This is a genomic window from Paenibacillus sp. JJ-223 (genome assembly GCF_927798175.1).
GTDB lineage: Bacteria > Bacillota > Bacilli > Paenibacillales > Paenibacillaceae > Paenibacillus > Paenibacillus hubeiensis.
In genome coordinates this window covers 1-25,097 of sequence record NZ_CAKMMP010000013.1, presented here as the reverse complement: position 1 = coordinate 25,097, position 25,097 = coordinate 1, and the positions used below count along the sequence as shown (strand labels likewise).

Sequence of the window (25,097 nt, the reverse complement as noted above, 5' to 3'; positions counted from 1 at the left end):
TCATGAAATGAAAACAAAAGCCTGACCTGACCCTTTGAGGATCAGAGCAGGCTTACATACGCGACAGATCGCGCTTGTACCGAATCCGATTACAGGTTGTTGAATGCTTCGGTCAGCACCGGTACGATTTGCGATTTGCGGGATACAACGCCTTTCAGCAGCGCTTTACTGTCGTTCAGCGTGACATTGTATGCTTTCTCGACAGCATGGGCGGAAGCACCGTATGCCAGGGCAACAGAATCGTTGTTCAAAATATCCGTTACGACAAATACGAACAGGTCCAGCCCTTTGCTGGAAATGATCGCCTCGATCGCAGCTTGAAGCTCAGGCTGCTTCACGAGCACGTCGTTCACGTCAACCGCATTGACTTGAGCGATTTCGACTTTGGCTTGTCCCATCGAAAATTCTTTGGCATCGAGGGAGATCAGCTCGGCAATCGTTTTTTGGCTCAGGTCTGCGCCGGCTTTCAACATATCCAGGCCGTAGCTGTCCGCATCCACGCCAGCGATGGCTGCCAGTTCGCGAGCTGCTGCAACGTCCTGCTCGGTGCAAGTCGGCGATTTGAAGAGCAGGGAGTCGGAAATGATCGCGGACAACATCAGGCCGGCGATCGGCGCGCTGATTTCCACGCCGTTTTCCTTGTAAAGCTTGTTCAGGATGGTTGCGGTGCAACCGACAGGCTCTGCACGGAAATAAAGCGGCTGGCTTGTCTCGAAATTCGCGATGCGGTGATGGTCGATGACCTCAACCACGGTAACGTCCGCAATGTCGCTAACGCTTTGCTGGCGCTCGTTGTGGTCGACGAGGATTACGTTGTTCACTTCGTTGGCAGCCGTGCTAATCAAACGCGGAGCATCCACTTTGAAGAAATCAAGCGCGTATTGCGTTTCGCCATTTACTTCTCCCAGGCGCACCGCTTCGACGTTTTGTCCCAATTTTGTTTTCAGGTCGGCATAAGCGATCGCAGAACAGATCGTATCCGTATCCGGATTTTTATGTCCGAAGATTAACGCTTTTTCCATGTTCATAGCCCTCCGTCAATGATGGTTTGTCGTTATAACCATATTCTATAAGGTATCATACCTTTACTGATTATAGCGTCAATATGAGTTCATTCCAATCCCTTTACAACGAATTCAATGCAATTCATTCTCAAATGCTCATTTTCCAAAAAAAATGTTGGAGTAACCGTGCTAATTCACTGCTGTTTTTGTGACGTTGGCGATCCGATGGCGGTCCAATTGTTCGCCGCTGCACAGCGCACGTACAAGCTCTCTGCCGGATTCGGGCGTCATGTTCCCGTACCAATCTCCCTGCGGGTACACAATGGTCACGCAAGCATCATCGCACCTTCCGTTGCAGCGCGTTCGCGTGGTGTGGATGAATTCGCCGGCCTGCTGCTTCGCAATCTCGTCGCGCACGGCCTGGGTAACCTCTTCCCCGCCTTTGCGCATGCAAGAACCGCCGTTGCACAGCAATATATGATGCTGCAGATGATCCAAATTATAAATAGCCAGTCCGCCCATCCCCTTATCCTTAAAAATCGTATGTATAAGCACGCCAGAACCGCTTCTCCGAGCGTTTCCTGCAATACTGCTGAAAAATATAACTTAGCACACCGTCACGGGTTGCGCAATTCAAATCGTGTCATCTTCAACATGGTCCACGGGTTGCCTCGGTCCTGGATCTCGGGATTTATGCCTGCATGCACAAACACGTATCCCGCTGCTTCATGCATCAATGGCAGTTCGTTCCTAAAACGAAGACATGTTTCCAAATTAAAACCGGAGTCCCGTCTGGCAAGACTCCGGCCTGGTTCATCGTATTTATTCCCGCTTCGTCGGCATTATTCCTTCTTGAGGCCAAAAGCTTCGGCAATCAAGGCAAATGAGCGCAAGCGCGCTTCGAACGAATGAATGGCCGAGGCGATGATGACTTCGTCGGCTTCATGCCGTTCCGCCAGCGCTTCAATTTTCTCCTTGACTTGTTCCGGCGTGCCTATGATCGAAAAGGAGCGGCGCTGGCGAATCTGCTCCATCTCCATGGCCGTATACGGATAGCTGTGCACCGTTTCAAGCGACGGAAAGGAGCGCTGCTCCAGCCCTCGTCCAAGCCTCAGGAAAAACAGTTCATTGCTGCGCGCCAATTCGGCGGCCTCTTCTTCCGTATCCGCACAGAATGCCGCCACGGCGATCATCGAGTGGGGCTGATCTCCATGAATGGACGGTTTAAAGTGCCTCCGATAGTATTTCATGGCTTCTTCTCCGCCAGGCGTGCCGAAAAATTGGGCAAATGCATAGGACGTTCCCTGGGCAGCCGCAATTCTGGCTCCCTCGGAGCTGGAACCGAGCAGCCATACCTCAGGTACGGTTGGGACGGAGGGACCTGCCACGAGCGAAGCAAAACGGTGGTCCTCCGGCAATTGCTCATGGAAGTATCCGCCCAGATCCGCGATCTGCTGCGGGAAAAATTGTACGTTCGATGCTTTCCCTTCATTCAAAGCCCGGCTCGCAAGCGGCATGCCTCCCGGCGCGCGCCCGATGCCGAGGTCGATTCTGCCGGGGTGCAGCGCCTCCAGCAATCTGAAGTTCTCGGCCACTTTATAGGCGCTGTAATGGGGCAGCATTACCCCGCCCGATCCGACCCGGATGCGCGCCGTATGCGCGGCAACGTGCGCAATCATCACTTCCGGGCTGGAAAACGAGAGCGCTCCCCCGCCGTGATGCTCTGACATCCAGAAACGGGAATATCCGAGCTCCTCCGCATGCTTTGCAAGGGTCACCGTCTCCTGCAGCGTATCCTGTACGCTTCTTCCTTCATTAATGTGGCCGTGTTCCAATACGCTAAGCTTCATGTCGTCGATCCATCCTCTCTGTCTTTGCTCTTCCCTCCATTGTAACATTATTGATTACAGTTTCAAAATTTAAAAAAATAACGCCATCCTGCATGCATCATTTCGCAGGGTGGCGTTACTATTTAACCGAGCTCATTCCGAAATCCGATATGGAGGGAGCTATATTTACGGTGCCCGTTTCGGCAGCAGTTTTACGTACTCGTCGGACAATTTCATCAATTGAAGCACATGCTCGTAATCTGCACGATAAGGCTCCAGATCGGTTACGGGCTCATAGGTTTTGAGCGAATACGCCGTACCGTCCTCGAAGCCGGCACCCGGGATGAACAAAATCTCGTTATTGACGAACGAGCCGGTAGGCAGGTAATACCGAATCCCGAAAGCGTTGTGGTCCATATTCAGCAGATCGTGCCCAAATGCCGTGAATTTTTCTTCCGATAGCGAGACGCCCATCAGATTCATAACGGTCGGCAAAATATCAAGCTGGCCTCCCGGTTGCTCGATCACCTGACCTTTGGCCTGTTTCGGCGTATGGATCAGAAGCGGGATGTTGAACCGGCTCACGTTGCCGTCATAAGGCACGTTCAAGTTATCCTTGATCTGCTGCGTGATCTCTTCCTCGGCAGGCAGCCCGAAGTGATCGCCGTAAATCACCAATGTTGTATTGTCCCACAGACCGTTCGCCTTCAACTGCTCGATCAGTTGGCCGACGGCATAGTCGGTGTAATTGATCGCCTGCAAATAATCATGCAGCAGCGTATTGGTGATCGCAGCCGGAATCGTGATCCGGGCGCGATCTTCCGGAATTTTGAACGGCGAGTGGCTTGAAGCTGTAATAAACTGCGCATAGAACGGCTGATTAGCCGTCTGATGGGCAACCATTTTTTCGACGCCAACCCGGTACAGTTCCTCGTCGGATGCGCCAAAATCGTTAAACCGGTCATTCTCGAAGCTGGCTCTGTCGAAATAACGGTCAAAACCCAGTGCGGGATACATCTTGTTCCGGTTCCAGAACGATACGTCATTGACGTGGAACGTTTCGGACTGATAGCCTTCGCTGCTCAACAATTTCGGCAAAGACGGCAGATCGCGGTCGCTGTATCCCGCGGACATCGGAACAACCCCTGTCGGATAGATCGACGTATTGGACATGAACTCTGCGTCCGACGTGTTGCCCTGACCGATTTGCTGGAAGAAATGATTGAAATAATAGCTCTCTTTGGCCAAATCGTTCAGGACCGGCGTGAGTTCCTGGCCATCCAGAGAAGCATTGATCGGAAAGTTCTGGAACGATTCCAGCTGCAGCACGATCAGGTTACTGCCTTTGGCCTGGCCGAAATAACGCGGTTGGATCGCCTGCCCTTGTTTCGTTGGATTCTGATATCCATACCGGCTCACCAATTCGTTGACGCGAGCAATCGTATCCTGGATATTGCCATTCGCGATGGCTTCGTTTTCCTTGCTGGTCAGAATGGCCGACGAGACTTGATAATTCAAAAATCCAAGGTTCTCCGCACGCACCAGTTCATTGTCGATCGATTCGCCCTTGACGATAAACGTACCGGACAACACCATGCAGAACGCGGCGGTAACGACCACGCCCAACTTGCCCCAATATTTTTTTCGGTTGCTGCCAAACGTGAGTCCGTCGGTATTGCGGATGCCATAGCCCATGGCCGAACGGCGGCGGCGCGTCAGCAGCCAGACCGGCAGCACGAGCACGATATCCGCGAAGAACAGGAAATGTGCAGGCCGCACCAGCGGTCCAATGCTGCCGCGCACCTGTGCCACCTGTCCCAATTCGCTCAGCGCCGTATACGTCGGCACGGAACTGAAATGCACGTTATATAACGTGGCTGCGAATAATAAAAAAGAGAACAACAAGTTAAAACCGCCGTATACGACCCATTTCCACCTTTTCGGCACAATGAGATCAAGGACGCATACCAAGGCCAGCGCAGCCAGGGCGTCCGTCACCAAACCTACTCCGGACAAACCCTGGAAAAAGAAATACCGCAGAAGCGTCAGCTTCAGCAGCATCAGAACAAATAATACGGCAAATAAAAGCCGTGAAGAGTTCCGTTCGCTCTTGAATGTAAACATGGTCGCTTTCAACCCTTATCTGAAATTTTACGTTCATTTTACATAACGCATATTCCAGTATAACAGTTTCGCGACCTCTATTCCATGAAGTCGTGCTGAGACTTCCATCCAGCAAATCGATCTTCGTTTGCTACGCCGTTGTCGTTATATTACCGTTTGAATACAATCGTTTCGCGGCCTCTTCTGCCAAGGTGGTTTGGGCAGCGGCGATCCGGGTAAAGGGCAGCTGCTCCACCGGACTATTTACAACATTCGTTTCGTTCCGCCGGTCGTGATCCAGGCCCAATCCATAATACAGGTTTGATCGTTTTTCCGAGCCGGCGGTTTGGGATGCATGCTCCGGGCCATGACCAAGCCGGTATCGGCAGTGGCGCTTCTCCATACCCAGAATCTGTTCGGCGACATCATCAGCCAGTTCCGCCATAGCCTGGATTTCCTCATGATGATTCGCGAACATGAGCAAGATTTCCGGCCTGGCCCGCCAATTCTCGCGTATGATCTTTAATGCGGCGCGGAAAACCGCTTCCAGCTGCATATCCGTCCAGTCGCGGAACCATTCCTCGTCCATGGCCGGCACATTCGAAGTCCGCCCCTGTTCATCACGCTCGCTGACGCTCTCCAGGTTGGATATTTGTTGCTCGATCCACCTTCTATCCAGCAATTGTATTGCGACAGGGCAACCGTTCATCGCTTCCAATACCTGTTCCAGATCGGCCTGCAGCATCGGCAGCAACCGCCACATGCCCTGTCTGCGATCCGGTATGCCGTTCGCTTGTATCCATTTCTGCGCATATGGCCATCTCATCGGTGATCGGAGACAATCTTCGATCCGGCAAAAGGCCCCGTCGGCGCCATACTCTCTGGCCAGCCTGGCTTCGCCCGGGTGCCGGATATGCGCAAACACCGCTTGTTCCCTTATTTCATCAGCCCAACCCAGCATGATCCGCCAATTCGGATTCAGGAAAAGTGGAATATTCCCGATGGTATCGTTGCGATTACGCATTTCCGCCGTTTGAACAGAATTGACGCACCGAAGGGCTGCGTCCTTTGTCATGCTTCCCTGTTTAACCATTTCAACCAGCATTTTCACCAAAGCGTCATTGGCGTCGTCAACTCGGCTCTTTTGCAGCACATGAAGCTGACCTGATTCTACGACGAACTCGACCGCTTGCCCGGACTCGCCTCCCTGCTCCAGCTCGCTGCGCATCTCCAGCAGCATCCGGTATACGTCCGGTTTTGTCCCGCACAACTCCTCCAATGCCGTACTTGCCGATCGATCGGCGTCCGACGCCAGATAGAATCCCTGCATTTCTTTCCGTCCTGGATCCGGTTGGTTTATAAACAGCATGCCTCTGCCGCTCTGTACGTCCAGTCCGTCATAAACCATGGCTTGAATCAGAGCAGGATTTTTCCTGTTGAAAGGATCCGGAAGAGCCTGGTTCCCATCATTTGCAAAACGATCCCCTGATTCCTGCACGAAATTTTGCATCGCATGCAGCGCTTCCTCCAGCTGCACCTCCGGACTTTGGGGAAAAGGCGTTCCTCCCAGCGTTTCAATCCACGTTTTGCATCGTGCAATGCTCCGTTCCAGCTCAGCCTCATCCTGCATGACATCGCTGCCTGCTTCTTCTTCAAACCTTTTGTCCATGATGCCTCGCACCGTTCTTCCGTACTGCAGCAGCGCATTCCGGTAACATTGAAGCGCATACATTCGATGGTTTGCTGCCTGGGCCAGCCCTTCGACCGTCCTGTCGTTCAGCCCGATATGCAGGAGCGGGGCAGGCATCGTTTGGCCGTTTAGCGTCCCTCCCGATCGGACGGCAAGCAGAAGCGGATTGGCAGCATGACCAAACCTTTTACCGGAGCGCTGCTCCAGGTAACGTATGGCGTCAGCAAGTTCATCGTCCCTGTCGCAGGACGGTTGCCCCGAGTGAGCACACGCCTGCCCGAAACCAGACGCCGCCAATACGAAGCCTGCCGGAACGGGCCAACCTGCCTGCACCATGTCTGCGAGTCCCGCCGCCTTCGGGCCCATAAGCTCTTTTAACGCTGCCGTACCTTCTTCCAGCAGAATGATCCGTTTCGTCATTGCCGCTCTCCCATCTGCCATTGACATCATGGCTGTACTTTAGACAAGGTGCTTGGTAGATGATCACACCTTCTCTTATCGTATGTCGCACTCTCCGGCTCAAGGACTGTTCTTTGGCAATATTCGGTCTTTCCCTGCGCCGGCTCAAAATATGAAAAAACCTTCTGATTGGTCCCGAATGAGCTTGCGGGGATCAGAAGGATTTGCTGATATCGTTCATCGGTATTATGGGAGATCCGCCCTGCGCAGCACTCATCCCAAATATCGCAGTATATCGTCAATTTTTTTGCCATGCGAAAGGATTCCGTAATTCATCCAGGTCAAGAAATCGACCTCGTATATGCAGCCGTTTCTAACGGCTTTAAGCTGGCTCCACTCCCTGCTGTCCATGATTCCCCGCTCTTCGCCAGGGAACGTCGACTTTTCCCCGTCAAACGTCACGAAAAGATGATCAGCATTCAAACCGGGTAGTTGTTCCAGCTCAATGTTAATTCGGCGCTGCTGTCCGGCCCATTGGCTAACGCATGAATCCGGTTTAAGACCAAGATCTTGAAACATAATCGGCCCCACATACCCGTTGTTTGCACCATAAAGAGCAATGGTCGTTGCCGAAATACGCAGGAAGGCCACGGTTTGACTTTTTATTTTCCGTTGCAGTCTTGTTTTCGCTTCATATGCCTTCTCTTCGTATGTACCAATGACCTCCTGAATACGATTAGCCTTACCCAGAACATCGGCTGTTGATTTCAGGATACCGCGCCAGTCCTCTCCCTGATGTTTCAAGTAATATGTCGGTGCGAGCCGCTCCAAACGTTCCAGGTTCCAACGAACATGACCATCGTCCAACATAATGAAATCCGGTAGTTCATGTTCATCCAGCTTGGCATCCTGGCTGGTTACGTCAAATTCGGGCACATGATGCAGCTCCAGATAACCTTGTTTGCCCCATATTTGATGCGAATACTGCATCACGGGAGTGATCCCGAGCGCCAGCACGAAGTCCTCCAGAAATGGCGCAAACACGCGAACGTCCTGGCGCTGGTGTCGCCTGTACACGCCCGGAGAAACCCCCGTATATTGTTTGAAGCGGCGACTAAAGTAGTATTCATTGCTGAAACCGACGTTCTGCGCGATGTCATGCAGACGGTCATCCGTCATCTGCAGCAGCTGTTTGGACCGCTCCAGCCGAATTTCGTTCACATAGTCCAGCGGCAGTTGACCCGTCGCTTCCTTGAATTGCCGAGTATAGCTGGCGCGGTTAAGCTGAATGCTGCCGGCAAGTTCATCCACCGTCATAGGTTGGTCAAAGTGCTCGTGGATATAACGTACGGATGTCTGGATTCGCCTGCGGCTGTCCGGTTGTTCGTGGGATGATTCGTTATATTTGATCAGCATGCTGAACCAATTCTGGAACGCAAGCTGTTGTTCCCAACGTGCCATCCACGAGTCAGACGTTTGTTGCCTGCCAAGCATTTGTTCCAAAGCACGGATGCAAGAACTCCACGGACTATAATACAATTCTGTCACGGCACCGACTCCTGAACGGGAGCCCGGCGAAGGAACGAATGCCTCCGACTTGCTCGCTTGACCGGATCGTGCCAGATTCAGCTTGAAATATTGAAGCTTCTTCCTCGGTTTTCGCGACGATTCCATCGTAATCGTTATTCCTTCCGGAACCAGCAGGATTACGCCTTTTTTTAGCTTCCAAGATCGATCGGGGCAGACGGCCTCTCCCTCGCCTGCAGTAATCACAAATAACTGATGTGCATTCAGTACATCGTATTTCATGCAGAAGCCTAGTTCGTCTTGCCCGTGATCCACTTCCTGCAAATGCTCCAGTAAGCAGAGCCAAGGCTCGGGCAATCGTTGTTCCATGGTAAAACTCATATTTTCATCGCCCTCAATTGAGAATTATTATCATTTAAATGAGTGTAAACGAAAAAAGAAAGCTCTTCAACCCTCGTTGAAGAACTTTCTTTTTGATGATCCGTAATTACGGCATCATTTTTTGCAGCAAATCGTCCATTTTCATCGAGTTGGCCGTTATGGCCCCAGATTGCCAGTGTGATCTCTCCATCATGTACACATGGTTGTTTTTGACAGACGGCAGGTTTTTCCACAACTTATTGCCCAGCATCTTGAGCGCTTCCTGGTTTTCCGGCGAGTTCCAGTGCCCGTTGGAAGGGAAAATAATAATATGGTCGGCATCCAGATCTGGAATTGCTTCTTCGGAAATCACTTGTTGATATTCTTCCATATTCGCTGCCAGCGGATGCGGCTTCAATCCAAGATCGGAATAGATAAACCCGGTGTACCGGTTCTTCACGCCAAAGAGTGCCAGCCCTTTATCTTGTACATCCAGGCGTACAACCGCAACCGTCTCGTCCCCGATCGTTTCTTTCAACTTCGTTTTGGCATCTTCGATTTTATTCTCGAACTGCGCCAGCACCTCGACTCCCTTCTCGGGCTGTCCAACAACGTCCGCAATCGTCGTCAAAATCTGTTTGGAATCCTGCAGCACACGTTCCGGCAAACGGTAGGTAGGCGCCACTTTAGAGTACATCTCATATTGCTCGGCATTTACCCCTCCGTCTACGATGATCAGGTCCGGGTCATACTCCAGCAGCACTTCCAGGTTACCCGTGATGTCAAACTGGGGAACGTCCAGATTGAGGTATTCCTGGATTCCCCAATTCGGATGGTACCACTGGATCACTGGCGTAATTCCCAATGCCTTCAAGTAATCTTCCACGTAGATGCCTGCAATTCGCTGTGGCTTCGTCGGGATGGTGACCTCTCCGAACTCATCTTTTACTACCCGAGTCTCTGGCTCATTCACTGCTGCCGCTTGTGGTTCTGAAGCCGTATTTTCCGTCGTCGTGTTCTGTTCTGCCGTTGTATTCTGCTGCGCGGTTGGTTCGGCCTTTGCTCCACAACCTGCAATAACGGTCGTCAGCAGCAGCGCCAAAATCAACCACCCTTTTAATCCTTTGCCTGGTCTTGCCATGATCCCCTTCACCCCTATGTAATCTTTGTAGTATGTGACCTGAGAATGTCTCTATCATAATGATTATCATTCTCATTTGTCGCTAAGGTGAATTTTACGGCATCTCAGGCATGGTCTCAATGCACAGATGCAGCCATTTTTTTATACAAACGAGCATCCGACATGTACAGAAAGACAAGCCCCCCCCCCTTTACCTCAAAGGCAATCTGCCACTCAAATAGCTTTCCTGCAACGTGTGCACAAAGCCGTCATGCACCTCGTCCCCCGCAAGCGCCGTACAGATCAAACCGATGTCATCGCTCACGTAACCCGCCAAATCAGGATCACCTGTCAGCGAAAATACCTGTTTATACGCCATCTCCCGACCGGAACGAATATCCTCAGCTTCTGCCTCGGTGCCGCTCCCCTGCACACGCTCGAACGCCTGCATCCACTGTCCGGAGAACTCATCGTCCTCCCTCTCTGCCAAATAATCGTCCACATCCAGTTCTGCAAAGGTATGTTCCGTAATCAGTGTACCTTCTTTCAGCTTGGACAAAAAACGTTCAGCTTCTGCCTTACTCAAGGTCAACCCCTTCTTTCCCCTCTGCTTGATACATAGCGGGTATAACAAATCTCCTCATGGAAACCTTCGGATCGGCGATAAAATGCGTTTTCCCCATTTGCTCGTATTCCGTCATCACCTGTTCGAAAATGCTGGCGATCAAGCGGCAATCCGCTAATGCCTCATGCCGCTGCAAACCCGCAGTGTCGATGCCGTAGTAACTCACCAGAAAATCAGTGGAAACAACAGCATCGATCTCTGGATGAATGTAGGTAAACAATGCTTTGGTATCCAGCACCTTGTTCGTCATCATCGGCAAGCCATTCATTGCGCAATGGCGTCTTAGCATCGGCACATCATACTCATATCCTGCCTGAGTAACCAGCACTCGATCACCAACAAAATGCAAAAAGGACGAAAAAACGTCCTTATACCCGGGAGCGCCGCACATGTCCTCATTAGAAATGCAGGTCAATCGGGCGACAGCATCCGGAATGGGCTTCGTTGCCCGAACAAGGGAGGTAAACTCCGCTTGCTCCGTCAACCCCAACTCCAGATGAAGCGCTCCAAACTGAGTAATGCTTTCCGTTTCCGGGCGTATGCCCGTGCCTTCCAAATCAAAAATGCAATACTTCTGCCGCTGCAGATCCAACACCTGAAGCCCTTCAATGAAATACCGATCCTGCATAAACGTAATGTTCATGAGCTCACCCACAACCGTTCGATGCCAACCAACCGACGTTCCGCATCCATTTCCAGCTTATATATGTCCGGCATGGAGGTGCTTTCCCAAAACTCATAGCCGTAGGCGGGGTCGTAATGGTTAAGCATCAGGGTCATGATATCCCCGTGCGTGCCGATGGCCACCTTTTCTCCCGCATGCTGCTGCAAGATCCGTTCCAGCACGGCCACGGCACGCTTGCCTGCTTCCACGCTCGATTCGCCGCCCGGGAAAGCAAATTCGGGATCAAGAAACACCCTCTGCTTGGCTTCCCGAAAGTTTTCTTTCCCCAAATCCTTTTCCGACAGCTTTCGCTCCCGCAAATCTTCTTCCATCGTGATTTCGCATCCGCAATGGCCGGCCAGTACCCGCAAGGTATCCACCGCACGACGATAGGGACTGGAATAGAAGCGGCGGATTCGCTCCTGGACCAACACATCGGCAATCTTCGCCGCATCCAGCAGGCCACGTTCCGTGAGCCCGCGTTCCCGCTCTTGCCCTTCCACATAGACCGACTCCGCGTGCCGGACAAAATATAACGTTGTGTTGAATGCTTCCTTATTTGGGTTCACGACTCTGCACGCTCCTTCTTCTCGATCACGATCAAGCAGGTACTGTCCGGCAGCGAAGCAGGCATGCCCTCCTCGTCCATGAAAACAATGCGATCGCTCAGCGCTTCCGTATACCCTTTCTGCAAAAAGTGTTTCAACAGGATAATGTCTGCCTGGTCGCCAAGCGTTTCTTTGATGCAGCGTTCGTAGGCGGACGGAGTAAATATGCCGAATTGCTCCTGGATTTCATGGACGTAAGCATCCGGCCCCCAGGTATACGTATACAGAAATTCCATCGCATCATTCACGTTGAGCACCGCTTCGTTATCGGATATCCGGTCGAATGCAATGGACCTTCCCTGAAAATCGGCAGCATACCGCTCCAGCCACTGCATCCCGTCGGGCTCCATGAAACGGATGCGCCGTTTCTGCGTTTCAGGTTCCGTCATGATGCCGTCGCGAATCAGAATCCGGCCCCCCGGAGTCAGCACGTCAAAGGCGCTGCGAAGCGCTGTCGCCACCGTATTCGGGTTGAATCGTCTGCCCTCGTGTTCAATATAGGAGTAGAGCTCATGCAATATGGATGAAAAAATGACCGTATCCACCGTGCCAGGCTGCACGTATTGATCCAGCTGCAGAGCATCTCCTTTCATCACTTGCCAGCGGCGGCCTTCCCGCTGTTTCTTGCGTTCAAGCGCTTCGATCACATTGGCTGAAATATCGATGCCGATCGGCTCTACATCCGGCTTCTCCTGCTCGATCAAATCCAACAGCACGCCTCCGCCGGGCCCGATGTCCAGCACCCGCCGGCCCGCGATATAGTCCAGCAGCACTTTTTTGTAATCCCCCGAGCCGTTCATGTCGGCCAGATATGCTTCTTCGTTATGGAAACGGTCGTAAGCATCGCGCCTTAAGCCGAACAAATCAAACAGCATCAGCACGGCCCGTTCGTACAGCGGCGATTTCTCGGCTTCGATGCAGAAAGCGATCAGCTTCTCCGCAGCCGGCGAAAATTCGAACGTCACGAACGCCGTATCCGGCACGTCCTCGTATCGCTGCACGCGATGGGTCAAATGCGGATAATCTATGGCCTCCCCTGATGCCATCTGCTCCCAGGACCACTGCTCCAAATACTTTTCAATCATGCGCTTTTTGTACACATTCAGCTTTTTGGCACCTTTGTGGTCATAATACATCGTGTTCATCAGGGGTTCGAAGCTGATATGACGCACGCGTCCAGCCGTCCTGCCGCCGTCAGGCTCGTGCATTTCCAGGTCCTTCAGGGCGAGCCGGAAAATCTGCACCATTTCATTGAAGGAAAAGTGCTGCAAAGCTGCCTCCACGTACCATAACGTGCGATCCGCGAGCGGCGCCAGTTCCATCTCGACGTCCAGCGACTTTTCCAATCGTGCATAAGCCTCGTCCAGCGGTTCGCCCTGTTTGACGGAGGCGCTTCTGAGCCGGGACAGCCGTTCCTTCAAGGTCCATTCATGGCGTTCAGGCTCTTCGATGATCCAGCCGACAATACGTCGCACCTCGGATTGCACGTCCTGCCAAAGCTGTGGATCGACACCCGCAATCACGCATTCATTCAGCGCCAGCAGCAGTGTCCTGAGTTCGTCTTTGTCCACCCATCCTGCCGCAAACATTCGACGTACCGGAAGGTTCTCGGCAAACGGAATTTCCCCGCGGATGTACTGCCCGATCAAACCATGCGTCGCGATCAGCGTGCGGACCATTTCCTGCCTTGGCGACAATGCCGGGACATCGTCTCCTTGTTCATGCTGGTCTGAAGTACCCGAAGTTCCCCGGATCGTTGAATCGCCCGGAACTCCGGCGTATGTGCCCCCATCCTCATTTTCGCGCAGAACCGCAGAACCGGCGTTTGGCGCTGCGGCATACCGAACGTACAGTTGGGCGGAACCGATGTTGTGCACAAACAAATTGATGCCTTCGGACAGCCACATCCTGCGCTGCTGCAATGTTCCTGCCTTCGCCGTTTCGGACCAGGCCAGCACTTCCTCCACGATCTCGCGTACCCAAAAGGAAACGTGCAAACCGTCCAGCACCTGAAGCGTTCGCTCCACATAGTCGAGCACCGGATTATTCGTTTCGAGCTCGGCGATGGCACGGACACGCTCCAGATTGATGTTCGGCCTTTCGGCGGCCAACAATAATTGCAGCCACGACGGAGACTGTCCCGCTACAGACAGGTCCCCCGATTTCCAAGTTTGAATCGCCTTCAACGCTTTTAACACGGCATCCACCTCATTCACCTATTCCAATTCTTACATGACCATCCAGGTTCAATGGGACGCCAGACGCTCCCTCACGAAACGCAGCACATGCCTTGCTTCCCCTTCCGGCAAATTTTCGTCCAGCCGCGCAGCGGCAACGGGCAAAATCCAAGCTTCCAGCTGCTCCCATGTCATGCCGGACAAACGTAAGTAATGCTCAATATAGCCGTCCAGCAGCAGGCTGCGCGCCGTCTCGAACGCCTGATGCAGCTCTGCAGCCGCCTGTTCCGGCAGGCTGGCGCTCTTCAATATGACCCATGTCCGCGCCACATCCCCTGCCGGGTCCCCGGACATGCCTGTCATCCAGTCGATGACCCGGCAGCGCCCGCCGACCCGTTCCAGCATGACGTTGTCCGGATGAAAATCGCCGTGGCAGATTTGGCTGTGCTCCGGCAGCGCCCGAAGATCGGCCAGCACCTTTTGTTTTTCCGATTCCCCAAGCATGGGCACACGCATCATCGCCTGTTCTAAAATATGTTTTTGCCCAGGCAGGGCCCGTTCTTCATCCTTCTGCATATGCAGCCCGTAATGGCATTCCGCCATCATTCTGGCCGTCTCCTCCGCAGATAGGATCTGTCCGAGCAGCAGAGCAAGCAGCGTTTGCCCTTCGATCCGTTCAAAAACGATGCCAAGACGGTTTCCTTCTTTATGTAAGAAGCGAGCCTCGGGGATGTGCAAACCTTTGCTGCCGACCATCTCCGTGATCCGAAACTCGTGCCGCACGACAGCCTCCGGGAAATCCGCATGGTACAGCTTCATGATCTCCCCTGGCGAATATTCAAATATATCCGCGGTTCTTCCCTGCCCGATCAGCCTCAAAACGTTTCCTCCCCCATTGGATTGGGAATCAGTTGAATTCGACACCTCTTACTTTGGCAAAAACCATCGTGTCCACCAGCACGCCGTCCGGATCGCGTCCCGTTCTCCGCAAAATGCCCTCCAGCGTGTATCCGGCCCGTTCGGCGACTTTGGCGCTCTTTCGATTGCGGGCATCGCAGCGGATTTCAAGGCGATTGGCGTCCAGATGCCGAATGGCAAACTGCTCGATGCCTCTAACGGCTTCGCCCATTAATCCTTGTCCGGAACGCGACGTTCTGATCCAGTAACCGATTTCGAAGGAACGGGCTTCCCAGTTCATGCGATGCAAACCGCTGCTGCCCACGAATTCGCCGGTCTCCTTGTCCAGCAAATAAAGGACCATATCGGTGCGTTCCATAAAGTTCAGCCTGTTTTTGCGAGCGCGGATCTCGGATTGTTCGAGCGTGGGGAGCGTTCTGGCAAAAGGCAGCCATGGCGCCAACTGGTCGGCGCTTTCGTGGACGGCTTCGTTCACCATCCGGCCGTCTCCCCATTGCGAAGCACGAATGATCAGCCGCTCCGTTTCGAAACGTTCGGGAAATTCAAGCATAATCGGGTCGATTGAATGATCGGGTTGCGTCATTTGTCCTCTACTCCTTTACTTGGAAAATGGAATCGATGATGAGCGGCAGGTCATCCCTGACCGATGCCGCGCCAAACACCGATCGGGCGTGTACTCCGCGTTCGCCGAACACGTCGAGCATCAGGTCGGAGCAGCCGTTCAGCACCTTGTGATGCTCGTCATAGGATGCGGTAGCGTTAACAAACCCTTGGATTTTGACCACACGTTCCACCCTGTCCAGTGAACCGAGCACCTCCTGCACAACGGCCAGCACTTCAATGCCTGCATTCCGGGCAAATGCATATCCTTGATCCGTCGTGAACTTGTCTCCCAGCTTCCCGCGCTCGGCCGTATTCGGCCCTTTGCCCGATACGTACATCATGCCGTTCACAATAACCGCATTCGCATATTTGGCCGCCGGCGCGCTGGCCCGCGGCAATACGATTCCAAGCTGTTCCAGTCGCTGTTCAATCATCGAGATCTTCCCCTTTGCTTTGAAGCGAACGCTCCGCTTCTCCGTATTGTTTCTGCCCTCTCCGTGAACGTGTGTATCTTTTGCGGTATATATAGTCAACCTATATATTTGCTCGCTGCCGCCATTTCCCTTACGCCCCGGCTTCCGAAAAGGTTTGCGTATTGGCCGAATAAAGCAATATGTTGTCCCTATAGTGCCATCCATGCTCCGACCAATACCGCTTGCCGGTCTCGTTGTTTTCCAGCACCATCAGATGGCACTTGAATATGCCTGCCTTCTTCAGCTGCTCCAGACAATGCCTGACCAAGGTCGTCGCCACCTGATTCCCCCGGTGGGCCGTATCTACAACTACGTGATACATGTATCCGCGTCTGCCGTCATGTCCGCACAGCGCAGTACCGACCAACTGATCTTCATCGTCTACGCAAACGTGGCTGATTCCCGGATTACGTTTCAAATATGCCGCGATTCCCTCTTCCGAATCCACCTCCATGCTGATGCCGAGCCCCGGTGTCCGGGCCCATAACAGCAAAGCCTGGTCATAGTGTTCAATCGACATCGGCTTGTATGTATACATTCTGCTCTCCTGCCTTCTTTGGGTATGTTTGGTTTCAGTTCCCTAATCTTAATTTCGATGGTTGGCATGCGTCAACTGCTGGGCGTATTATAACATCTTCGGATTAATATATACATGAATCCAAACCATAAGAAAACATAATATTGTAATTTCAATCAAACTCTTTTACGATAGTAGAACACGTTTCCATTTTGACAAAAACAAGGGAGGTTTTTTCATGGGCGCACCTTTATTTCGAGATCCCATCTTTGATGGTGCAGCAGATCCCGTATTGATATGGAACCGCGCCGAACAGGCTTGGTGGATGGTATATACCAACCGCCGCGCAACGGCGGGCGGACCGAAGTTCGCCTGGGTGCACGGCACCGATCTTGGCGTTGCTTCTTCCACTGACGGCGGCAGCACCTGGACGTACCGCGGCACATTGACGGGATTGGAGCACGAATGGGGTCATAACACGTTTTGGGCACCGGAAATTTTCTGGCATGAGGGCACGTACCACATGTACGTGAGCTACATCCAAGGCGTCCCGCACGACTGGCCTGGACATAAGCGGAATATCCTGCATTATACAAGCCCCGACTTGTTGTCATGGACGTTTCACGGTACGCTGGAGCTCAGCTCGGACTACGTGATCGATGCCTGCGTCTACCCGCTGCCGGATGGCCGTTTCCGCATGTGGTACAAGGATGAAGCGAACGGTTCCCATACCTATGCCGCGGATAGCGCGGACCTGTACCATTGGAAAGTGATCGGTCCCGTCATAACAGGTCGGCCTCATGAGGGCCCGAACGTATTTCGTTTTAAGGGCAGCTATTGGATGATCGTGGACGAATGGAGGGGACAGGCCGTTTACCGATCCGACGATTTGGAACACTGGGCGTGGAACAGCCTCATTTTGGATCAGCCGGGCACCCGGGAGGATGACGGCGTCATCGGATTGCATGCCGACGTCGTTGTACAGGACGATCAGGCCTATATTTTTTATTTCACGCATCCGGATCGACGGGAAGGCGTGGATCATGCCAGCGAACCTGCACGCCGCAGCTCCATTCAGGCAGCACGGCTCGACGTCGTGGACGGGATCATGATCTGCCCGCGGAACGAAGAGCTTCGGATGAAGTTGCGGCCGGAGAACGAATCGCCGATGCGCCGATCGTAAAACAGGTTTACATTCTCGAAGAAAGCAATGAGCCTCGGAAATGCATGATGGGCAGCCATCGCTGCGTCGTTTCCGGGGCTTTTCACGCTTATGGCTGCCTTCGATCCTGCTTTGTATGCTGCTGGCGGTACTGCCTTGGCGATGCATTCACCATCCGTTTGAACATTTTGCCGAAATGGGAAAAGTTCCCGAACCCGGATCGCAAAGCGATGTCCGTAATGGGATCGTCCGTTTCCCGCAGCAAACGCTGCGCTTCCTTGATTCTCAGCAAGTTCAGATAATCGCTGAACGAAAATCCGGTTGTATGCCGAAATAATCGGCTCAAATAGTGCGGGCTTATACGGAACATGTCCGCCACTTCCGTCAGGGACTGCGATTCGCGAAAGTTTTCGTTCAAATAATGCACGACGGCCTGCGTTTTGGGATGAAGGACCGGCTCTGCATCTTCGGCATCCGCTACGGCCAGGTGCCGGTTGCGCCAGGCACAGAGCAGCAATTCCACCGCCCTGTGGCGGAGCAGCAGCTCGCTGCCCGGCTGCGGGTCCACCATCTCGTCCACGATCTCCACAGCCAATCGTTCCACCTGAGCATGGACGCGTGAAGGAAACCGCAGCACGGGCGGACTGCCGCGAAACAGCTGCATCAAACCAGCGGCCAAATCTGCGGGCACGCCCATGCCTGCGAACAGCTCCGGCTTCAGGTACAGGACCACCCGATCATGATCCGGCCTGCCGCTATCCAGCGTTTTGTGGACCACGTTGCGGTCTACCAGAACCAGGTCCCCTGCCATAACCCGGTAGGATCGATCTTTGATAAAGTAAATGCGCTCGCCCGACAACAGGTAATACAGCTCATAATGATCGTGCAGATGGTCCGCATGCATCGAAAAATAACCGATGCGCCGATCATATTCGATTGCGAGCAGCCCGGTCGGATCATGAAAGTCCGCGCGATATGGCCTGTTCACGGGCATCCCATCCTTTTTTAAAAGGTTTCCCTTGGATTATAGCAAAATCGGCGGCATTTGAAAGCGATTTCGCAATAAAGGCGGCGAAAAACGTGCTTCCTTGTTATAGGCTAGAAGCATATTCAAGGAGGCGATGACATGAGTGACAAAAAACGCTATGCATTGGTCGGTACCGGAGGTCGTGCCGAATTCTTCTACGGATCGCTGGCCCGCGATTTCCGTGAAACATCGGAGCTGGTCGCATTTTGCGATATCAACCAAACCCGGATGAACTATGCCAATCAAATGCTGCGCGACAAATACAAATATAACGAAGTGCCTACATACCGTGCCGATCAATTCGATGAAATGATCGCCAGCGAGAGACCCGACTTCGTGATCGTGACAAGCATTGACCGCACGCACCACAAATACATCATTCGCGCCATGGAACTTGGATGCGACGTCATCACCGAAAAGCCGATGACCATCGATGAGCAAAAATGTCAGGACATTCTCGACGCTACCAAACGGACCGGGCGGAACGTGCGCGTGACCTTTAACTACCGTTATGCTCCCCATCACACCAAAGTAAGGGAGCTTGTCATGAACGATGCCATCGGACGCGTCACGTCCGTGCATTTCGAATGGCTGCTGAACACTCGCCATGGCGCGGACTATTTCCGCCGCTGGCACCGCAATAAACGGAATAGCGGCGGTCTGCTCGTGCACAAATCGACGCACCATTTTGACCTTGTTAACTTCTGGATCGGTTCCCAGCCTCAAACGGTATTTGCATTCGGGGATTTGATGTTCTATGGCCGCGAAAATGCCGAGGAGCGCGGGGTAACCCAATTTTATACGCGTGCAACGGGCAGTCCGCTTGCCGAAGGCGATCCGTTCGCCCTGCATCTGGATTCGGATGCCCATCTGAAAGCGATGTATCTGGACGCCGAAGCAGAGGACGGCTATCAACGCGACCAGAGCGTATTCGGCGACGGCATCAACATCGAGGACACGATGGGCGTCCTGGTTCAATACCAGAACAAGGCTATCTTGACTTATTCCCTTGTTGCTTACCAACCTTGGGAGGGATACCGCATCGCCATCAACGGCACGAAAGGACGCATCGAAATGTCGATCGTCGAACAATCGTACGTCAATTCGCTCGGCGACAAAAACCTGGAAGGAGCGCTGATCGGCAAAACGCTGCGCGTACTGCCCATGTTCGGCGCACCCTACGAAGTGGAGGTCGAAGAACGCGAAGGCGGCCACGGCGGGGGCGATCCGGTCCTGCTTAACGACCTGTTCGGCCATCCGGAAGAAGATCCGTTCAACCGCGCGGCGAACCATATCGATGGCGCACAATCCATCTTGACCGGGATTGCAGCCAATCGGGCCATCGCCACGGGCCAGCCCGTACAGATCGGCAGCCTCGTTCGTTTCTGACAAACGCATACTGTCGTATTCAACGGCGGTCTGATATAAAGATCGGATTAGCTGCTGCCTTTACGATATCGACTCAAAAACGCTCCTTCTGAGGAAGGAGCGTTTTTGAGGTGCACCGCACCATATAAATGTCAAATCGATGCATCCTCGGACTCACCTTGGCGTTCTCCGCTCATATACTGGGTATAAACGGAAAACGGAGGAGTTCGCATGAACGTGCACCAGCTTCAAACCGGCAAAACGCTTCAGCAGCGCCTGGCCGAATTGCAGGGCCATCTCGCCGAATTGAACGCCCCCCTGTCCGGCCTTGAGCCAGGACGGATCGACCGGGTGTACCCGCGCAATTTCATCAAAGTAAACGGTCAACTCTTCGTGCCGCTAAGCCTGAATTCCATCCGGGTGTTCGGCATCCCTCGCACGCGGCGCGGCATATTCGTAGGCGTCCGTACCGCGTTCCCTACCCGAAATGCATTTCGCAATCTCCGCCTTGTCGCGGTGGGATTGAACTATATTGAATTGCAGGCCAGGGGGAAGTTCCCTTCCCGCATCCTGTTTCCGCTGAAGCAAGTCGAATCCATCTATCGGCCTGTAAGGGGAAAATGAACACAGGCTTGGATCCTTTATATCCGCAACCATGCAGTTTGGCTCGTTCAAAGCCTGAAATTAAGAAATTACAACAATGCTCGAGGCTGCCCCATCCATTTCAGACATTTGCGGCAGCCTGATGAGCATCCACTTCTTCAATTGCTTTATTCACAGTATCTTTTTAAATCCCTGTCCATACATCCTTCGCGTATCGCCCTTGCTGCTGCAGTTGTTCCAGCCATGCTTCCGCCTGCTGAGCCGTGCTGCCGGTTACGGTGGCGTAGGCTTCCTTCAATGTCGCTTCGACGTCCGGAGCCATTCGGCTGCCGTCGCCGCAAATGTACAAGTGTCCGCCTTGCTCCAGCAGCGAAACCAATCGTGATGCATCCTGCTTCATCCGATGCTGGACATAACATTTCTCCTCTCCCTGAATCCGGGAAAAAGCGGTGTGCAGCGTCACAAGCCCTTCTCGCTCAGCCTGCTCCAGCTCCTGTTTGTACAAATAATCATGCTCGGGATTGCGGCAGCCAAAGTACAGGTGTGCTTCGCCAAGCTCGGCTCCCTGTTCCTTCAAAACGCGACGAGCCTGCAAAAATCCGCGGAACGGCGCTACTCCGGTGCCCGGGCCGACCATGATGATCGGCACGCCTGCCTGCTCCGGCAGTTCAAAGCCCGACTCGGGCGTGCGCACGAACATCACGATCTCTTCGCCCGGCTGCAGCTTGGCCAAATAGTTGGAGGCAATGCCTTTGTATTCGCCCTCTCCGCTCCAGGCTGGTCCACGCACTACACTTACCGTAATGCTCGCCTGACCCGGCTGAACGCGGGGTGAACTGGAGATGGAGTAGTACCTGGCCTTCAGCGGAGGGAGCAGCTCCAGAAAACGCTCGAACGGCAGCTCGCATGCCTCGTACCGGATCAGAAAATCCAGCATGGAAACGCGTTTGCCGCGCACTTTCTCCAAATAAGCCGCTTCGTCAAGCAGTGCTTCAAGCTCTTTCTTGTGAGGCGGACAAACCGTATATGCGGCCAATTCGCGCAATTGCGCACGCGTCGCAGCCTCCTGCAATTCCACGCTGTGGGTCAGCAGGTCAAACAAATTGACCGGCTGGTTCAACGGCAGGTGAGCCGCGCTGCGCCCGGAAGCGTCCAGTACCAAATGCTCCGTGCCGTTGAAACCGTATCGGCGGAGCACACGCTCCACCAATTCGGGCGGATTATGCGGCAGTACGCCCAGATGGTCGCCTTCCTTGTAGACCGCGCCTTCCGGTAAACGAATCTCCAGATGGCGCGTGCTGCGGTCGCTCCCCGCATCGTGCAGTTCACGATTCTCCACGACCGTTGCGATATGTGCATCATAGGTTTCTGCCAGCGGGGTGACAGCCAAACCGTTGACAAATTGCACGGACAAGGAACTGCGTTCGCTCTCGGAGTTGACGTTCAGCTCCAGACCCAGCTTTTCTGCCAGTTCGGGCCATAAACGTTCATTCCAGCGATCGACCTGTTGTTCAAAATCACCGCTGGCATCGCTCTCGCCAAGCGGGGCAAGGCGCTCGGCCCCTTTTGCGGACAATAGCTCATCGATAAGGTGCGGAACGCGTTGATATGTGCTGGCCCAATTGTGGTCTCCGCATCCCATGACCGCGTAACGCACGCCGTTGAACTCTCCAGAATCCGCATGCTCCAGCCATTCGACAAACGCTTTTGCATTGCTTGGAGGCTGGCCGTTGTAGGAAGCGCTGACGATGATGACCACGCCTTCTTTCGGCAGCTTGCCGACGCGTTGATCCAGTGCGGCCACTTCACTGTGAAAGCCTTGATACCTGGCGGTATCGGCAATCTCCCGGGCAATGCCTTCCGCGGTACCCAGATTCGATCCGTACAGGACAAGCATGGGCGTGCGATGCGCATTCATCAGGTTCGGCTCTTTGTTTGCAGGCGCCATCGTCGCTGAGGCCGGTTCCTGGACGGCGATGCCAGGAGCGGCCATGACCGGCTGGCTTTCGCGCACGCGCACACGAATGGTGAAATTGTCTGGCTTGAGCGTCAACGTTTCTTTCACTTTCAACTGGTAATCGGCATGATCGATCAGTTCAAAATGTTTCAGCACCATCCCCAGTACGAGCGTGGCCTCCTGCAAAGCAAATTGCTGCCCGATGCAGGCGCGCTGGCCATTTCCGAACGGTTTGTAAGCATCATGCGGCACCTTGCTCGGGTCTTCGAACCGTTCCGGGCGGAATGCCTCCACATCTTCTCCCCACGCCTCGCGATCCCGATGCAGCTTGGGAATCAGGACGCTGACGCTGTCCCCCTTTTGCAGCGGATATTTGCCTGCGAGCACCGTATCCTGCTTCGCGTATAACGAAAAGGCGGGAGCCGTCGGCCATAACCGCAGCGCTTCGTTCAGGACCATGCGCACATATTTGAGTTCCCGGACCTGGTTATAACTCGGGAGCGGATCTTTCAGAATGCGGTCTGCCTCGGCCTGCGCTTTGGCAAGCTTGTCCGGGTTTTTCAGCAAATAATAAATGGCAAACGACAACAACCCGCTCGTCGTCTCATGTCCGGCAATCAGAAACGTAATAATCTGATAACGGATATTCTCGTCATCCAACGTTTCTCCGGTTTCGGGATCCTTGCCGCTAAGCATATGTGACAGCAGGTCATCTGCCCCCTCGACCGGCTTTGCCTTTCGCTCAGCGATGATGTGATCCACAAGCGAAAACATGGTGCGAATGTCCTGTTCGAATTGCTTCTTTTTCGCAAACATCAGTTTGTCCTGCAGCCGCAGCCGCTGAAGCGAGCTCATGGCTTCATCGAGCGAACGCACCATGCTGGTAATAAACGGATGCGGGTCCTCGCGATAAAAACTGTTGAACCGATAGTTGAACCCGCACAGGCCAATCGTATCCAGCGTCAACCGGGTCATGTCTTCCGGCACGTTGACCGTTTCGTCAGGATTGAGGCGCGACCATTTTTGCACGAGCTGCACGGCCAAATCCAGCATTTTCTGATGATACCCCTGCATGGCGCGCTGACTAAAGCTCGGCAAAAGCACGTTATGAGCTTTCTTCCAGTTCGGCTCTTCCGTCCAGCTGGTAAATAATCCGTCGCCGGCAAAAGCCCTTACCTTCTCCAAGGGTGCCCATACCCGCTTGTCAAATCTCGATTCGTCGCATACTTCGGCAACCAACTCGTGACCCGAAATGTACAGCTCGCTTCGTCCCGGCAGCTCCATGCGGAAAATGGGGCCGTATTCACCCGCCAGCTGCACAAGAGATTGAACCGGCTCTTCAAAATTCAACTGCGGCAAATTGCCCAGAGGTCCAAAGGTTTTCGGTTGAGGCACTGAATGTTGCACCATTTCTGTTCACTCCTCTTTCAAGGTAATGTTCTTCCAATACGGTACATCGATTCTGCAGACGGTTCGTTTGGTTCTGACTCTCCTCATAGTTATACCCTATTTTTTCGCAATCCGACTAATCTCATCCATTCGATGAAAGATCATGATGGCGAAAGGCTGAACCTACGATAGAACCAACTGACCATTTCGGTAAAACGGTCATTTCATCCTAAAAAAAGGAAGAGACGATCCCGCCTCTTCCTTTACCCTACCATTCCCATCATCAATCTTCAACAGGCCCATGGTCTTAGGACGATTGGAGCTAATCAATTTCCGGTTTCGTTCAGTAACCTCTCGATCATGCTTTCCATTGCTACCGGTTCGATCGGAGTTTCATAACGGGCAGCGACCCTCCCATCCCGGCCGATCAGAAACTTGGTGAAATTCCACTTGACTCCATCCCCTGCATAAATGTCAGGGTGCTTCTCCTTGAGAAAATCGTCCATCCATCGGCCCTTTTCCGTAGATAGGTCAAATCCTGCAAAAGGGGCTTGTTCAATCCATTTTTCATACAAAGGATGCATCTTTGGTCCCCTGACGTCGATTTTTCCGAGCATGGGGAACGTCACCCGGAATTCGTTCCGGCAATACTCGGCAATCTCCGCATTGCTGCCTGGTTCTTTGCCATTGAACTGATTGCACGGGAATGCCAAAATTTCCAGCCCCTGCTCCCGGTATTTGTCATAGAGCTGCTGTAAAGCAGCAAATTGGCTGGAATAACTGCATCTGCTGGCCGTGTTGACGATGAGCAGCACCTTGTGGCGAAACGAGGACAGCGTCGTCGTGCTACCGTCCATGCAAGCCACCTCGCTGGAATATAAGTCCATGAAATCAAACCTCCTCCAATGATCATGGGCTCATTGTAGTCCTTTTCTAATGATGGGAATGGTAGGGTAAAGGAAGAGGCGGGATCG

21 protein-coding genes are annotated in these 25,097 nt (G+C 53.3%); 3 read left to right on the top strand and 18 right to left on the bottom strand.

Features of this window, described 5'->3' with window-relative positions:
* Nucleotides 1-89 precede the first annotated feature (89 nt).
* The 15 genes from L6H98_RS21310 to L6H98_RS21240 form a co-directional block, all read right to left on the bottom strand.
* Nucleotides 90-1,022: a manganese-dependent inorganic pyrophosphatase gene (locus L6H98_RS21310; RefSeq protein ID WP_236418689.1), complete on the bottom strand. Its 933-nt coding sequence runs from the start codon at nucleotides 1,020-1,022 to the stop codon at nucleotides 90-92.
* A gap of 171 nt (nucleotides 1,023-1,193) precedes the next feature.
* On the bottom strand, nucleotides 1,194-1,517 hold the full coding sequence (locus L6H98_RS21305) for a (2Fe-2S) ferredoxin domain-containing protein (RefSeq protein ID WP_236419627.1): 324 nt from the start codon (nucleotides 1,515-1,517) through the stop codon (nucleotides 1,194-1,196).
* A 329-nt stretch (nucleotides 1,518-1,846) separates the two neighbouring features.
* A complete protein-coding gene (locus L6H98_RS21300; RefSeq protein WP_236418679.1) occupies nucleotides 1,847-2,854 on the bottom strand; it encodes an LLM class flavin-dependent oxidoreductase in 1,008 nt (335 codons plus the stop codon).
* Between the two features lie 165 nt (nucleotides 2,855-3,019).
* Nucleotides 3,020-4,957 carry an LTA synthase family protein gene (locus tag L6H98_RS21295; RefSeq protein ID WP_236418677.1) on the bottom strand — a complete coding sequence of 646 codons (1,938 nt, stop codon included), beginning with the start codon at nucleotides 4,955-4,957 and terminating at the stop codon, nucleotides 3,020-3,022.
* A 130-nt stretch (nucleotides 4,958-5,087) separates the two neighbouring features.
* Complete coding sequence (locus L6H98_RS21290; protein ID WP_236418675.1) at nucleotides 5,088-7,046, bottom strand: putative PEP-binding protein; 1,959 nt, start codon at nucleotides 7,044-7,046, stop codon at nucleotides 5,088-5,090.
* 252 nt (nucleotides 7,047-7,298) lie between these two features.
* Nucleotides 7,299-8,933, bottom strand: a complete 1,635-nt coding sequence (locus L6H98_RS21285; protein WP_236418665.1) for a helix-turn-helix domain-containing protein — start codon at nucleotides 8,931-8,933, stop codon at nucleotides 7,299-7,301.
* Between the two features lie 106 nt (nucleotides 8,934-9,039).
* Nucleotides 9,040-10,053 carry an ABC transporter substrate-binding protein gene (locus L6H98_RS21280; protein ID WP_236418655.1) on the bottom strand — a complete coding sequence of 338 codons (1,014 nt, stop codon included), beginning with the start codon at nucleotides 10,051-10,053 and terminating at the stop codon, nucleotides 9,040-9,042.
* Between the two features lie 190 nt (nucleotides 10,054-10,243).
* Complete coding sequence (locus L6H98_RS21275) at nucleotides 10,244-10,618, bottom strand: hypothetical protein (protein ID WP_236418653.1); 375 nt, start codon at nucleotides 10,616-10,618, stop codon at nucleotides 10,244-10,246.
* Entirely contained in the window at nucleotides 10,611-11,300 is a 690-nt protein-coding gene (locus L6H98_RS21270; RefSeq protein WP_236418650.1) for a 3'-5' exonuclease, read from the bottom strand. Before L6H98_RS21270 ends, L6H98_RS21275 begins: the two co-directional genes overlap by 8 nt.
* Nucleotides 11,297-11,890, bottom strand: a complete 594-nt coding sequence (locus tag L6H98_RS21265) for a histidine phosphatase family protein (protein ID WP_236418648.1) — start codon at nucleotides 11,888-11,890, stop codon at nucleotides 11,297-11,299. Before L6H98_RS21265 ends, L6H98_RS21270 begins: the two co-directional genes overlap by 4 nt.
* On the bottom strand, nucleotides 11,887-14,127 hold the full coding sequence (locus tag L6H98_RS21260; RefSeq protein ID WP_236418646.1) for a class I SAM-dependent methyltransferase: 2,241 nt from the start codon (nucleotides 14,125-14,127) through the stop codon (nucleotides 11,887-11,889). The genes L6H98_RS21265 and L6H98_RS21260 overlap by 4 nt, the downstream gene beginning before the upstream one ends.
* A gap of 48 nt (nucleotides 14,128-14,175) precedes the next feature.
* Nucleotides 14,176-14,985, bottom strand: coding sequence for an aminoglycoside phosphotransferase family protein (locus tag L6H98_RS21255; protein ID WP_236418644.1), 810 nt, complete (start codon nucleotides 14,983-14,985; stop codon nucleotides 14,176-14,178).
* 28 nt (nucleotides 14,986-15,013) lie between these two features.
* The gene (locus L6H98_RS21250; protein ID WP_236418608.1) at nucleotides 15,014-15,607 is read right to left on the bottom strand and encodes a GNAT family N-acetyltransferase; all 594 of its coding nucleotides are present in this window, start codon (nucleotides 15,605-15,607) and stop codon (nucleotides 15,014-15,016) included.
* Between the two features lie 7 nt (nucleotides 15,608-15,614).
* A complete protein-coding gene (locus tag L6H98_RS21245; RefSeq protein WP_236418598.1) occupies nucleotides 15,615-16,061 on the bottom strand; it encodes a RidA family protein in 447 nt (148 codons plus the stop codon).
* 130 nt (nucleotides 16,062-16,191) lie between these two features.
* Nucleotides 16,192-16,638: a GNAT family N-acetyltransferase gene (locus L6H98_RS21240; protein WP_236418596.1), complete on the bottom strand. Its 447-nt coding sequence runs from the start codon at nucleotides 16,636-16,638 to the stop codon at nucleotides 16,192-16,194.
* Nucleotides 16,639-16,855: 217 nt separating this feature from the next.
* Between L6H98_RS21240 and L6H98_RS21235 the strand changes: the two genes are divergently transcribed.
* Complete coding sequence (locus tag L6H98_RS21235; protein WP_236418568.1) at nucleotides 16,856-17,800, top strand: glycosyl hydrolase; 945 nt, start codon at nucleotides 16,856-16,858, stop codon at nucleotides 17,798-17,800.
* Nucleotides 17,801-17,888: 88 nt separating this feature from the next.
* Here L6H98_RS21235 and L6H98_RS21230 read toward each other — a convergent pair whose 3' ends face one another.
* Nucleotides 17,889-18,767 (bottom strand): AraC family transcriptional regulator, encoded by an 879-nt coding sequence (locus tag L6H98_RS21230; protein WP_236418557.1) that lies wholly within the window; start codon nucleotides 18,765-18,767, stop codon nucleotides 17,889-17,891.
* A 138-nt stretch (nucleotides 18,768-18,905) separates the two neighbouring features.
* On the opposite strand from L6H98_RS21230, the gene L6H98_RS21225 reads away from it, so the two are divergent.
* Together L6H98_RS21225 and L6H98_RS21220 are read left to right on the top strand one after the other, a co-directional pair.
* Nucleotides 18,906-20,195, top strand: coding sequence for a Gfo/Idh/MocA family oxidoreductase (locus L6H98_RS21225; RefSeq protein ID WP_236418555.1), 1,290 nt, complete (start codon nucleotides 18,906-18,908; stop codon nucleotides 20,193-20,195).
* A 210-nt stretch (nucleotides 20,196-20,405) separates the two neighbouring features.
* On the top strand, nucleotides 20,406-20,798 hold the full coding sequence (locus L6H98_RS21220) for a hypothetical protein (RefSeq protein ID WP_236418544.1): 393 nt from the start codon (nucleotides 20,406-20,408) through the stop codon (nucleotides 20,796-20,798).
* Between the two features lie 163 nt (nucleotides 20,799-20,961).
* Here the strand turns inward: L6H98_RS21220 and L6H98_RS21215 are convergent, their stop codons facing one another.
* Nucleotides 20,962-24,144 (bottom strand): bifunctional cytochrome P450/NADPH--P450 reductase, encoded by a 3,183-nt coding sequence (locus tag L6H98_RS21215; RefSeq protein ID WP_236418542.1) that lies wholly within the window; start codon nucleotides 24,142-24,144, stop codon nucleotides 20,962-20,964.
* A 305-nt stretch (nucleotides 24,145-24,449) separates the two neighbouring features.
* Nucleotides 24,450-25,010 carry a glutathione peroxidase gene (locus tag L6H98_RS21210; RefSeq protein ID WP_236418540.1) on the bottom strand — a complete coding sequence of 187 codons (561 nt, stop codon included), beginning with the start codon at nucleotides 25,008-25,010 and terminating at the stop codon, nucleotides 24,450-24,452.
* Nucleotides 25,011-25,097: the final 87 nt, after the last annotated feature.